The 12,613-nt window shown below is 61.3% G+C and carries 12 protein-coding genes and 1 tRNA gene; 9 read left to right on the plus strand and 4 right to left on the minus strand.

All coding sequences use genetic code 11. The features are described 5' to 3' along the window. Nucleotides 1-5 precede the first annotated feature (5 nt). Nucleotides 6-1,169, plus strand: coding sequence for an alpha/beta hydrolase (locus tag NKI06_RS02690; protein ID WP_352983864.1), 1,164 nt, complete (start codon nt 6-8; stop codon nt 1,167-1,169). Nucleotides 1,170-1,191: 22 nt separating this feature from the next. Here NKI06_RS02690 and ade read toward each other — a convergent pair whose 3' ends face one another. Beyond that, nucleotides 1,192-3,003 carry an adenine deaminase gene (gene ade, locus NKI06_RS02695; RefSeq protein WP_352983867.1) on the minus strand — a complete coding sequence of 604 codons (1,812 nt, stop codon included), beginning with the start codon at nt 3,001-3,003 and terminating at the stop codon, nt 1,192-1,194. Between the two features lie 254 nt (nt 3,004-3,257). Between ade and NKI06_RS02700 the strand changes: the two genes are divergently transcribed. The 5 genes from NKI06_RS02700 to NKI06_RS02720 all read left to right on the plus strand — a co-directional run bounded on the left by NKI06_RS02700 (nt 3,258) and on the right by NKI06_RS02720 (nt 7,254). Further along, entirely contained in the window at nt 3,258-4,109 is an 852-nt protein-coding gene (locus tag NKI06_RS02700) for an alpha/beta fold hydrolase (protein WP_352983869.1), read from the plus strand. Nucleotides 4,110-4,237: 128 nt separating this feature from the next. Next, entirely contained in the window at nt 4,238-4,900 is a 663-nt protein-coding gene (locus tag NKI06_RS02705) for an outer membrane protein (protein ID WP_352983872.1), read from the plus strand. Nucleotides 4,901-5,027: 127 nt separating this feature from the next. Then, nucleotides 5,028-5,113, plus strand: a tRNA-Leu gene (locus tag NKI06_RS02710). Nucleotides 5,114-5,860: 747 nt separating this feature from the next. Next, nucleotides 5,861-6,052, plus strand: coding sequence for a hypothetical protein (locus NKI06_RS02715; protein ID WP_023667524.1), 192 nt, complete (start codon nt 5,861-5,863; stop codon nt 6,050-6,052). 953 nt (nt 6,053-7,005) lie between these two features. Next, on the plus strand, nt 7,006-7,254 hold the full coding sequence (locus NKI06_RS02720) for a hypothetical protein (protein WP_023695401.1): 249 nt from the start codon (nt 7,006-7,008) through the stop codon (nt 7,252-7,254). Here NKI06_RS02720 and NKI06_RS02725 read toward each other — a convergent pair. Continuing rightward, nucleotides 7,251-8,114 carry an ATP-dependent DNA ligase gene (locus NKI06_RS02725; RefSeq protein ID WP_023667527.1) on the minus strand — a complete coding sequence of 288 codons (864 nt, stop codon included), beginning with the start codon at nt 8,112-8,114 and terminating at the stop codon, nt 7,251-7,253. The two genes, NKI06_RS02720 and NKI06_RS02725, sit on opposite strands and share 4 nt — an antisense overlap. Nucleotides 8,115-8,200: 86 nt before the next feature. Here NKI06_RS02725 and NKI06_RS02730 point away from each other — a divergent pair, with 86 nt between their 5' ends. Together NKI06_RS02730 and NKI06_RS02735 are read left to right on the plus strand one after the other, a co-directional pair. Next, nucleotides 8,201-8,422: a hypothetical protein gene (locus tag NKI06_RS02730; RefSeq protein WP_023681532.1), complete on the plus strand. Its 222-nt coding sequence runs from the start codon at nt 8,201-8,203 to the stop codon at nt 8,420-8,422. Nucleotides 8,423-9,146: 724 nt separating this feature from the next. After that, complete coding sequence (locus tag NKI06_RS02735) at nt 9,147-9,335, plus strand: hypothetical protein (RefSeq protein WP_023688348.1); 189 nt, start codon at nt 9,147-9,149, stop codon at nt 9,333-9,335. 367 nt (nt 9,336-9,702) lie between these two features. On the opposite strand, the gene NKI06_RS02740 is transcribed toward NKI06_RS02735, so the two are convergent. Together NKI06_RS02740 and NKI06_RS02745 are read right to left on the minus strand one after the other, a co-directional pair. Beyond that, the gene (locus tag NKI06_RS02740; protein WP_352983874.1) at nt 9,703-10,674 is read right to left on the minus strand and encodes an ATP-grasp fold amidoligase family protein; all 972 of its coding nucleotides are present in this window, start codon (nt 10,672-10,674) and stop codon (nt 9,703-9,705) included. A gap of 88 nt (nt 10,675-10,762) precedes the next feature. Further along, complete coding sequence (locus NKI06_RS02745; protein WP_352983877.1) at nt 10,763-11,341, minus strand: NUDIX domain-containing protein; 579 nt, start codon at nt 11,339-11,341, stop codon at nt 10,763-10,765. 144 nt (nt 11,342-11,485) lie between these two features. On the opposite strand from NKI06_RS02745, the gene NKI06_RS02750 reads away from it, so the two are divergent. Continuing rightward, entirely contained in the window at nt 11,486-12,583 is a 1,098-nt protein-coding gene (locus NKI06_RS02750) for an NADH:flavin oxidoreductase/NADH oxidase (RefSeq protein ID WP_352983879.1), read from the plus strand. The last annotated feature ends 30 nt before the right edge of the window (nt 12,584-12,613 follow it).

The following is a 12,613-nucleotide window of genomic DNA, read 5'->3' on the forward strand; positions in this document are numbered from 1 at the left end:
CCCGCGTGAACGAGCGATGGAAGACTGTCCTGGTCCTTGCGTTCGCGCTCGCTGCCGCTGGCTGCGCCGGCCCGAACACCCATGACCTGTTGAACAAGACGACGGTTTCGGTGCCTGCCTCCGACATCGCGGCCACCCACGAAATCTTCGTCGCCACCACCCGCAAGCAGGCGACCAAGGACCCACGCCAGGTGTTCGATGGCGATCGCTCGCTGACCACCAGCTACGCCCGCGTCGACGTCACCGTGCCGAAGGTCCACCAGGTCGGCGCCATCGAGCGCGCCAAGGGCTCGGCCAATTCGAACCCGGCCAAGCAATTCACCGCCACCGACGTCGTCCACTATGGCGACGCCTCGCAATTCGCCAAGGCTGTCGGCGCCAACATCACCATGAATGGCGACCGCGCGCTGGTCTTCGTCCACGGCTTCAACAACGGCTTCGACGATGGGGTCTACCGGCTGACGCAGATCGCCCACGACACCGAATATCCCGGTACGCCGATCTTGTTTTCGTGGGCTTCGAGCGGCAAGACCACGGGCTATATCTACGACAAGGACAGCGCCAACGCCGCGCGCGACGACCTCGAGGCGACGCTCAGGATGCTCGCCAAGACACGGGTCAAGAGCATCGACATCATCGCGCATTCGATGGGAACCTGGGTGACGATGGAAGCGCTGCGCCAGCTGGCGATCACCGGCGACCGCGATCTCGACGGCAAGCTCGGCCGTGTCGTCCTGGCATCGCCCGATATCGATGTCGACGTCTTTAAGAAGCAGATGATCCGCTACGGCAAGCCCGACAGGCCGTTCGTCATCCTGCTTTCCGCCGACGACCGTGCTCTGAGACTGTCCAGTCTGCTATCCGGCGACAAGCCGCGCGTCGGCGACTACGGCAACGCCGCCGACATTGCCAGTTACGGCGTCGTTGTGGCCGACCTCAGCCAGATCAAGGGCGGCGACCGCCTGAACCACGCCAAATTCGCCGACAACCCGTTCCTGGTGCAATTGCTCGGCGACCGTCTGCGCGCTCCAGCCGGCCTGGCATCGGACGAACCCACGCAGGGCCAGATCGACAATCTCGGCCGAGGCCTCGGCAAGGCAGTCGGATCCGTCGCCGAGATCATCATCACCACGCCATTCAAGGTGCTGACCATCGCCACCGGCGGATGAGAGCCAAGCACCGGGGCTGATCTCAGATAAAAAGATCGACCTTCTGGAACGTCGTCACGTCGATCAGGCCGACATCGGAAATCCTGAGCTCCGGAATGACGACCAGCGCCAGCAGCGAGTGCTGCATGTAGGCGTTGTTAAGCGAGCAGCCCATCTTGCGCATCGCCTCGGTCAGTTTCTCCGCCTTGGCCGCCACGATTTCCGCCCGCTCGTCCGACATCAGCCCGGCGATCGGCATTTCGACCAGCGCAAGCTCCTTGCCCTTCGAAAACAGCACCACGCCCCCGCCGACCTCGCCCAGCCGGTTGACGGCCAGCGCCATGTCTTCCTTGTTGGTGCCGACGCAGATGATGTGGTGGGCATCATGTGCGACGCTCGACGCCATGGCGCAGTCGCCCATATAGCCGAAGCCTGAGACGAAGGCATTGGTGACGCCGCCGGTGCCGCGGTGGCGCTCGACCAGCGCGATCTGGCAGATGTCGTTGCGGCGGTCCATGGCGACCAGCCCGTCCTCGACCGGCAGGTCGGCCTCCAGCGCCCGCGTCGGCGCCTGGTTTTCGATCACGCCGATGACCCGCACCCGCACCTCGTTGGCGCCCTTGGGCGCCGCAATGTCGAAGTCGCCTGGCTTCAGCTTCTTGCCGAGCTTGACGGTGTTCTTCGCCGATTTGGGGTAATCATAGGCCGGAATGTCGATCTCGAGCTTGCCGCCCTTGGCCAGCCTGATACCGCGGCCATAGACCTCGTCGATGGTCATGGCGGCAAGATCGGAGACGATCAGCAGATCGGCCAGCCGTCCCGGCGCGATCGAGCCCAGTTCGCGCTCCAGCTTGAAATGCTGGGCGGTATTCAGCGTCGCCATCTGGATCGCCGTCACCGGCTTCAATCCCTGTTGGATGGCGTGGCGCACCACCCGGTCCATATGGCCTTCATGCACCAGCGTGCCGGAATGGCTGTCGTCGGTGCACAGGATGAAGTTGCGCGGGTCGAGACCGCTCTCGGTCACCGCCTTGATCTGCGAGGCAACATCGTACCAGGCCGAGCCCAGCCGCAGCATTGCCTTCATACCCTGGCGCACACGGGCGATTGCGTCCTCGGCGCGTGTGCCTTCATGGTCGTCCTCCGGCCCGCCGGCGACATAGCCATGGAACGGCAGGCCGAGATCGCGCGACGCATAGTGGCCGCCGACCGTCTTGCCGGCCTTGATCGTTGCGGCGATCTCGCCCGACATGACCGGATCATTGGCCACGACACCGGGAAAATTCATCACTTCGCCGAGCCCGATGATGTTTTCCCAGGTCATCGCCTCGGTGACATCGGCGACCGTCAGTTCGGCCCCGGCATGCTCCAGACCCGGCGCCGACGGCACGCAGGACGGCATCTGGACGTGCACGTTGATCGGCATGGCGACGGCCTCGTCATGCATCAGCCGCACGCCGGGCAGGCCCAGCACGTTGGCGATCTCATGCGGATCGATGAACATCGAGGTGGTGCCGTGCGGGATGACGGCGCGGCAGAACTCGGTCACCGTCACCATGCCGCTCTCGACATGCATGTGCGCGTCGCACAGGCCGGGCACGAGATAGCGGCCGCCGGCGTCGACCACCTTGGTGCCCTGGCCGATGGCATGGCTGGCATTCGGCCCGCAATAGGCGAAGCGGCCGCCGGCAACGGCGATGTCGGTGCCGGCTATGATTTCGCCGGAGTGCACGTTCACCCAGCGGCCGTTGCGAATGACGAGATCGGCAGGCTTGCGCCCCGTCGCGACGTCGACCAGATGCGTCGCCATCTCGGTCCAGGGCTTGGGTTTCGTCGCCGACGGCTGCTTGGCCATGAAAGACTCCTGTTTGCCAGACTGTGCCAAGCCGGCAAGGTTTTGGCCAGCGATCACGGACGAAATCCGCTCGATGAGAATTCGCCGGCGGATGCGCTGCACCTGTTCACACCGGCGAGCGTCACGGCGGTCATTCAGTTTGGCTTGTGCCGGCACTTATGCTACTATTCTGCCGACGGTGCTGATTTGCGCCGACGACCCGCCGCGAGGCGGGTTTTTGTTGTGATGAGGCCGAAACCTCCTGAGGTGAAGTCATGACCCGGTTCCTGAAAGCACTCGCCTTCGTCACCCTGTTCCTGATCTCGGCCGGCTTTGCATCCGCCGAGGAACGTTGGCAGACCTTGCCCGAACCGGCGGCCATGCCCAAGCCTGAACAGAGCGGATATGCGCCGGTCAACGGCATTCAGATGTACTACGCCGTTTTCGGCGCCGGTGATCCGATTTTCCTGATCCATGGCGGCCTTGGCCATGGCGACATCTGGGCAAGCCAGGTGGCGACCATGTCCAAGACGCACAAGGTTATTATCGCCGACAGCCGCGGCCATGGCCGCTCTACCCGCACCGAGCAGGCTTACGGCTATGACCTCATGGCGTCGGACTATCTTGCGCTGCTCGACTATCTCAAGATCGACAAGACCGCTCTTGTCGGCTGGAGCGACGGCGGCATTATCGGCATCGACATCGCGCTGCATCATCCGGAGCGGCTGACACGGCTCTTTGCGCAGGCCGCCAATGTCACCACCGATGGTGTCGATCCGGGTGTGCTGACCAACAAGACCTTTGCCGCCTATATCGACCGCTCGGGACGCGACTACAAGAAACTGTCGAAGACTCCCGACCAGTACGATGCCTTCGTGGCGCAGATCAGCCACATGTGGGAGTCGGAGCCGGCCTGGACCAAGGAACAGCTCGGCAAGATAACCACGCCGACCGCGATCGTTGCCGGCGACCATGACGAGGCGATCAAGCGCGAACACACCGAATACATGGCCTCCGTCATTCCGGGCGCCAAGCTCATCATCCTGCCCAACGCCAGTCATTTCGCCATGCTGCAGGCGTCGGACGAATATAGCCAGGCGGCGCTGGACTTCATTGACGCCAAATAGCGCCCCCAGCTAGAGCACCCCAGCGCAGCAACGGGTGCTTCCGATTGTTGAACAATGGGTTCCGTTTTGCGGCGAATAGGATTACCTTCCGGCAAGGCGCCTTCTTAACCGCCTTTTCGGAGAACTCGATGCGCTGTCTGACCATTGCCAGTGCCGGATTTCTGATTGCTCTGGCCGCGCCGGCATTCGCCGCCGACCCGATGGCGGTGACGATGACCGAACCAGGCTTCGACTGGACCGGCTACTATGCCGGCCTGCAGGCCGGCTACGGCTGGGGCCAGTCCGACATATCAGTGACGGAAGGCGCGCCGTTTTCCATCTCGCCCGACATTGACGGCGGTTTCGTCGGCGGCCATGTCGCCGGCCTGTGGCAGTTCGATCAGGCGGTGCTCGGCGCCGAGGCGGAGCTCAGTTATTCCGCCATCGACGGTACGGCCGTATCAGGCCTTGGCAGCACATTCCGCACGGACATCAAGTGGTTCGGATCTGTCAACGCCAAAGCGGGCTTCGCCATCGACCGCGTGCTGGTCTACGGCGTCGGCGGCGTCGCCTTTGCCGGCATCGAAACGTCGCAAGTCGCGGGCGCGTCGTTCGCCGGCACACGCACGAATGTCGGCTGGACCTTGGGTGCCGGGGTCGACTATGCGCTGACCGACAAATTCATCGTCGGCGCGCAATATCGCTATTATGATTTCGGCTCCGAGCACTATGACGTGGCGGAACCCTTCAACGATCGAGATCAGGATGTGAAACTGAACGCGGTCGGTATCAATCTCAGCTACAAATTCTGAGCGTTCTCGGCGACTGAAATTTTCGCGACAACCAATTGTTTGAAATCACGAACCACCTTTCATGAGTTCGAGATTCGGCAAAAGATGGCTTGACGGGTTTTCGCTGGCGTCTGAAAAGGGCTGGCCTGCGGACGTGGCGGAATTGGTAGACGCAAGGGACTTAAAATCCCTCGATCTCTGATCGTACGGGTTCGATTCCCGTCGTCCGCACCATTTGAAATGCTTAGGATTTGTTCTGTAAGAACTCACTGGCTACCATAGAAAAGGCTGACGCGGGTAGCAACTGAAGAGGTTTAACACTCTTGCTGGAATACCTGCTGCAACACTCCTGTCGGTAGCGACCGACCGCGCGGGCCAGGTCAAGGCACTCCCTTAGGAGCCGGCTGGGGCCGCAGCGGCCTTAACCCGGTGGGCATGCTCCGTCGCGATTTTAAGAAGAGTTGCGGCCGTTTCCTGTGGCGTCCAACCTTGCGCTTCTGACGCAGTCACCAAGGCCGCAAACGCGGCTTCTAATGCGACTTCACAGTTCACCCCACGGTCTGGGCTATCCTCTGGCAATATCGGGGGTTCGACGGATTGGGACATGGTGACTTCTTTCAAAGGGGAAAACCCGCCGCCCCAGCCTTTTGCCACTTGAAAATTTCAGCAAAGGATCATTCCAGCTATCAGCAGCGTGATTAGAACTGACAACGGCACGGCCAGAAGACCGACCAACTCAACATTTCTTGTGTTTTGTCGCTTGTCCATCTTCGTCGCCCGCATGTCGTTGGCTTTGGCATCTTGCCGTCAACGTGCAGCTGTTGGAACCAACCACAAGTGCCGCTGATCGGAGATTCAGTCGGTGCTGCATATTAGCAACACATTGTGGAACGATCGGGCGGCATCAGCCAATTGCTTTTGAATGCGCTTGCACTTGCTTCGTACGATTCCGTACAGTTTCCCCCATAGGGGAGGCGGCCGATGGACCATGACGAGGAAGGCTACAGCATTGACGCCTTCGATTTCGATGTGGTGTGCGAGACCTTCAGGAGATCCGTTCGGGAGTTGAACCTGGCTGAAGAGCATTGGGTAGACCACGCGAAGGCGCTGCTACGGGAATTCACCGACAGCGCACCTGATGACGACATGATTAGCCGGATCGTCGGGCGCTAGTGGCCTATACAGCGGTAGTTGGTTAGAATCGTACCCCGGTCCTGCCACGGAAACCTTTTCCAAGGTTTGCCGCGTCATAGAGGCATCACAGAAGCTCCTGGAACAGATTGCCCAGCGCGGAGGGCCCTATAACGAAAAAGCTCGCCCCCGTGAGGCAGCGGGCAGTTTTGGGAGAAACAGAAATGGGAACAATGGACCCCCGAATTGCCAACGGGCCATCGCCAATGCCGTCAGAGAGCCCTGCCTGGACGTGTGGCGTCCTGTCCGGCCCTCGCCATTGATTTCGTCGGCAAGCTTGTCTTTGGCCTCGTGATAGGTCTTGAAGTTGGCATCGGGATGGCAATCGCCGGCTGCCAAGGATGCCGGCCGCTGGCCGACCCATCAGTTAGGCGTCCGTAGCCAGAGCGTTATAAAGCAGCAAACACGCCAGGATAGGAACGGCGCTGCCTAGCAGCTGGTCTGCCGTGAGGCCGGAAAAATAGACAAGATGAAACGTCACCATCGCTCTACCAATCACGGTTCGGAACACTGCCGAATTAACCGTTAGCCGACGCTAATGTTCCGCTCTGGACTCACTACCGCTTTGGAAGAATCCTGCCGCAGCGATCAGCGCCCCGCCCGACCTTGATCTCAACGTCGGTGCCACAAGGCTTTCCTTCGTTCGCATGGTTCGCAGAGATTAGCACGATCGCATACTCTCATCTCATCCGGCGTCGTCTCCCTCACAAAGCAGCGCCGGTAAGGCTCGGCGACCTTCTTGTTTGTCCCGTGTGCCAAATGAGGTCGCCGGGCCTGCCGTTGCTCATCTTTGCTGGTGGCTGCTCCTGATGGCTGCGCTTGGCGCCGTCGCCCTACTGCTACCTGCGGGGTAAGGCCGGCGAGCCCTCTTGTCAGGCAGTCCGGCATGTAGGATTATAGTCCTCGTTGCGGCGACCCCTCAATGGAGAGCGCCAATGGCCAGAACCAAACCTTCGGAACAACTTTCCCGGGCTGAAATCGAGCGCTTCCTGGCGGCAGCCGAAGCGCTGCACAAGAGCATCGTCGGGCCGCTCCTGGCGTACCACGGCGAGCACTACCAAGCTCTACGTAAGGTCCATGGACCCCTGTTGAAGTCGATCGAGACCATCACCGGCCAGAGGGCGAAGTTCATCCAGTGGAACGGGACAGGACCGGCACAGCCCCGGGACAAGCCTCCGGGCTAAGTCTCCTCCCGGAAATCCAGCAGCTTGGCATGGCGAAGCTTCTCCTCGCCCTTTAGGAACCGCACGCGGCCGACCAGGCCCGGCTTTAGCCATTCGGCCTTGTCACTCTTGAGCCCTTTCGGCGCCGGCCCGCCAATCTTGCCTTGCACGCGGTCCCATAGGCGCTGGCGCTTGTCCGCCTTGAAGGTGACGAAGGCGCCGCCGGCATAGTGGCCTTTGTCGGCCATCAGCACCATGGCAGGCTTGCCGGCCTCGCGCTGCACGCCGATGATGTCCATCTCCTTTTCGGCATAGCACTTGATCTTGCGCCAGTTCGTCGTCGGACCCGACCGATACTTGCTGCCCTTCCGCTTTGAAACGATACCTTCAAGCCCAGCCTGGTCGACCAGGTGAAAGACGGCGTCGCCAGTGCCCGGCATCGCTTCGCTGAACTGAATTCGGCCGCCGTCCGGGATCAACGCCCGGAGTATCTCGCGACGGTCTTCCACCGGCGTGTTCCGCAAGTCATGCCCGTTCAGGTGCAAGAGGTCGAATGCTAGCAGATACAGATCGCGCGAAGGCTTGCGGCTGGTCGCGGCTGATTGATGCGCATGGAAGTCGGATAGGCCAGCCTCATTGATCGTAATGGTCTCGCCGTCGATGATGAAGTCTTTCGCCTCGATCGCTTCCGCCTCACCGGCAAGTTGGATGTAGCGGCCCGTCCAATCATAACCGTTCTTGGTGATCAGCCGAATCCCGTCATCATCCTTGATGACCTGGGTGCGGTAGCCATCGAATTTGATCTCATGAATCCAATCATCGCCCATCGGCGGCGTGTCGACCAGTTCGGGTTCCATGGGCTTGATGAATTTCAGACGCATGCACTGACTCTCAGAACTGCGACTTCAATTAGCAATTGCTAAATTAGTTCCGGAACATTTTAGACGAATTGGATGTTTGAAGGGCTATGAAGATCGAAGCCGACCAATGCCGGGCAGCGCTGACGCTCATCCGGCGCACAATGGAAGAGCACTGTCCTCCTGGCGTGCTGCCGAGCGAAGAGATGGTCAATGGGCTCTATGGTCCGGAACTGATCCATGAGGCGGAAGCCATTGCCGCCGGCATCGTCGCAACCATTGACCAGCTGCAATTGCCCGTGATGAAACCGCCGTCCCCTAGTATCAAATAGAGACCGACACAGGGAAGGTCGCTTGGCCGCGCGATCGTGGGCTCGCAACGACCGGCGAGGCGATGCCGGCCTCACCAAGGGTTACAGCCCCTCGACCAGCAGCGAAGGCGGCTCGCGGCAGTGCAACGCCCGAAGTGTTTCGAGACGACGATGTCCACCGAGCGTAGCCAGCGCGCGTTGTGCTGCACAAGGACCGAGGCAGCGGCACGGCCGCCCGGGCTACTCCAAAGGCGGCTCTTCGCTCTGTGGAGCCAAAACGGTGATATCCATCCTGGCGATTGTCGATGCGGCGCGCCCCTGGGCGCCAGAATCCGTGTCGCCACTTTCTGCCGCCATTGCCTTGGCGCGATGTCCTACGCTGTCTGCGCTTTTGCCTGGCGCAAATCCTTCGCCCGGTTCTGTCTTTGCGGGTTTCGGTCGAGTTTCAGCTGCCTGCCGATGTTGGTTTCCAATCGCCGAGACCATTGATACCTCCCCTTCATGAGGCCGCGACTGTACCTGTCAAGGCTGTAGCGAGGCTGATCACTTAAGTGGTCGGGTTGCGCCCGCTCGTAGTGGCCCTCCGATCACTGGGCTCTCGATGCCTTGGCGCTCGCGGACGTCTGGTCGGGTGGGAAGTTCAAACTCAGCCGCCCTTTGCGGCACCGGCTTCGCCCGACAACTAGGAACGATTTCGGCCGCCATGTGTTACGCAATCATGAATCTCGCGGATCCCGGATCAACAATGGCAACCGATCTTTTCACGATGCAACTCGCTGATGCTCAGCAGCGCATCAAACAGACCGAGTTCGCGCTGGTACTCAGCGAGAAAATGGTGGCTGAGAACCTCGCTTTATCCAGCAGGATACGATCGGCGAGGCGGCGTGTCCTGAAGGCCGGAAGGCCTCTGGCGACAGTCGACTCAACAAGCTGAAAGAGTTCTTCAAATGATCTCGACCCAGTCCGGACGTGGGAGAGCTTGCCGGTAACCTTAGCGGTAATCGGCCGAGTCGCAGCAGGAAGCGCGCCGAAAACTTGCTGGACGAAGATTGCGGCGTCGCTATGAATCCCGCCTTGTGTTGCCGAATCCGATCTGCGCAAAGGCGCATGGCCGAGACCAGGCAGCGGCTCACGAAGATTGATCCCAGCAGGACGAATTGACCGCTACGGCTCAGTTGAGACGGCACTTCGAAATCACGACTCCCTGCTGAGCTATCAGTTTCCCTCGATCTCTAATCGTATGAGTTCTGCGCACCACCCTTCGCTCTTCGAGCTTCGGGTGGCACGCCACCGAGTAGCCGTCAAACGTCGAGATAGCCGGCGGCGACGAGCATTGCCTTGTATCGTTGGGCAAATCGGCTGGGCAAACAACTTAGGTAAGCTGACGCGCCAATATCCCAATGCGCGCCCAGTTCGCGGTCGAAGGCAGCCGGGTCGAATTGCAGCAAGCCGCTGCGTGGGTAGACCGTGAATTCTCCGAAGATCGGCTCCCCCTCCTCCTCGTAGAAATCGACACGCACCATGTCGAACTCGCTGCCGAGCGCCTCGGCTGCCTCGATCATCCGCGCCAGGCTCTTGGGAGGGGGAATTTCCAGGCTCGAGTCGATCGCGCCCTGGACGATGTTCAGCGGGCGCCAATCGCGATCCAGGTGGGCGGTATTCTTGGCCGTGGAACGGAAGGCGACGACGACGATGTAGGCGACGCGGCCAGCCAGCACACAGAATTTGTAGTCGACCGGGTCATAATCCTGGTCCTTGCCGACAAGCGCTTCGACGAAAACCCGCCGCTCTATGTGCGCATAGCTGCGCTCCAGCTTGCGGGCGCCATAGGTTTGGCCAAGGTATTCCGTCATCTCGGCAATGATCGCCTCCCGGTCGGCGTTGGCCGGATCGCGAACGATGACATTCATGGCGCAACCGTGGTTGCATTTGACGGCGTATGGGATTTTCAGGTCATCGAAGGGGATCTGGCGCGGATCGTCGCCCTGCCACAGCACCTCCGGGATGGCGAGCCCGGGAAGCCGCTCCCTGACGATTTCCTTGGACTTGAGCTTGTCGAGAAGGCCGATAAAGCGAGGATCGTCATCGAAAATCTTGCGCCAGTGGACCTTTTCCGTAAACGTCACCGGGGCTGCAAAATTCGGCAGATGCCGCATTCGCTCAAGGAAACGCTGGGTCAACCGGCGATAGCGGACAAGCAGCGCGGCGTTCAGCAACAGGAGAGATGCCCGCGCGCTGTTTCGCTTCAGCCATGCCTTTGCGCCACGCGCCATTCCGGTGTCCTTGCAACTTGCGCAACTTCATCCGCGAAGTGGACGGCCACCCTGCCCGCAGCAGTGAGGCACGTCGAGCTTCGCCGAGCTAGCCCTTCATCGGGTACAGTTTCAAATGCTGGATCAGGATGATCGTCTTGGCGTCGATGATGCGACCGTCTGAAATGCCGGCCAGCGCTTCATCAAGAGGCATTTCCAGAACCTCGATGTCCTCGCCCTCGTCGGCCGCGCCGCCGCCGGCCGAGATGCGGTCGGCGGGTGAATAGCGCGCCACAAAGAACCACAGCCGTTCAGTGACGCTGCCTGGGCTCATATAGGGGGAAAACAGCCGCTCGATGTTCTGTAAGCGATAGCCGAGCTCTTCCTCGGCCTCCTTGAGGATGGCGGTTTCGGGATCGTTTTCGTCGAGCAGGCCGGCGCAGGCCTCGATCAGCGGTTCGCGGTAGCCGGTGACGTAGGCGGGGTAGCGGAACTGCCGCACCAGAAGCACCGTCTGACGCTCGGGATCGAAAGGCAGGATCACCGCGCCGTCGCCACGATCGTAGGTCTGGCGAATCTGCGTCTCCCACTGCCCGTCTCGCCGACGGTAATCGAGGACGGTCTTCTTCAGAACCGCCCAGTCGTCGGACAGGACTTCCTCCGAGCGGATGCGGATACGATCTTCCATGATGAGCTCCAAGCTGTCGGCGCCATGGCGTAACCGCGAACGGTTTTGCGCGCAACCGAAACGGCGAAGCTTTCACCGCCTCGTGTCTGGTGCCGGCAACTGCCATCGCCTAAATAGCTGCAGTCCCTCTCCGGAGTTCTTTTGATGACCGCAGCGCTTTTCCAGCCGATCGCCCTCGATGGCCTGACCTTTCCGAATCGTATCGCGGTGGCGCCGATGTGCCAGTATTCCGCCGAAGACGGCTCGGCCAGCGACTGGCATCTCTATCACTGGATGAACCTGGCGATGTCGGGCGCCGGCATGGTCACCGTCGAGATGACCGACGTCGAACGGCGCGGCCGCATCACCCATGGCTGCCTCGGCCTCTATTCCGACGACAACGAGGCGGCCGCCCGGCGCACGCTGGATGCAGCAAGGCGCGTCGCCGCGCCGGAAACGAAATTCGGCATTCAGCTTGCCCATGCCGGCCGCAAGGCCTCCAACCGAAAGCCCTGGGAAGGCGGCGGCCCATTGCAGCCGGGCGAGGATCCCTGGCAGACCGTCTCGGCCTCGGCCATCGCCTATGACACCGGCTGGAATGTGCCGCATGCGCTGGAGGAGGATGAAATCCTGCAGCTTATCGAGCGCTTCACTCAAGCCGCGAGGCGGGCCGAGCGCGCCGGCTTCGACTTCCTCGAGTTGCACGCCGCGCACGGCTATCTGATCTTCCAGTTCCTGTCGCCGCTTTCCAACCAGCGCACCGACCGCTGGGGCGGCTCGCTGGAAAACCGCATGCGTTTCCTCATCGAGATCGCCAAATCGGTGAGGAATGCAGTTCCAAACCTGATGCTTGGCGCCCGCCTGTCGGTAAAGGACTGGGTCGATGGCGGCTTCGAGGTCGACGAGGCGATCGAGGTGGCCAAAGCCTTGAAGGCGCTTGATGTTGCCTATATCTGCTGTTCGAGCGGCGGCAATTCGCCGTTGCAGAAGCTGCCGACCGGCGCCGGCTATCAGGTGCATCTGGCCGAAGCGGTGCGCAAGGGCGCCGGCATCCCGACACGGGCTGTCGGCCTGATCGACGATCCCTCGCAGGCAGAGGCGATCGTCGCCGACGGCCGCGCCGACATGGTCGCGCTGGCCCGCGCCTTCCTCGCCGATCCGCGCTGGGGCTGGCGCGCCGCCGCCACCTTCAGCGAGAAAATCCATCCCGCGCCACAGCTCGCCCGCTCGGTGACGACGATGCAGCATTGGACGAAGGGCTGAACAGGCAGCGCCGACGGATGCGCCAAACGC

The organism is Mesorhizobium sp. M0772, from assembly GCF_040320135.1.
GTDB lineage: Bacteria > Pseudomonadota > Alphaproteobacteria > Rhizobiales > Rhizobiaceae > Mesorhizobium.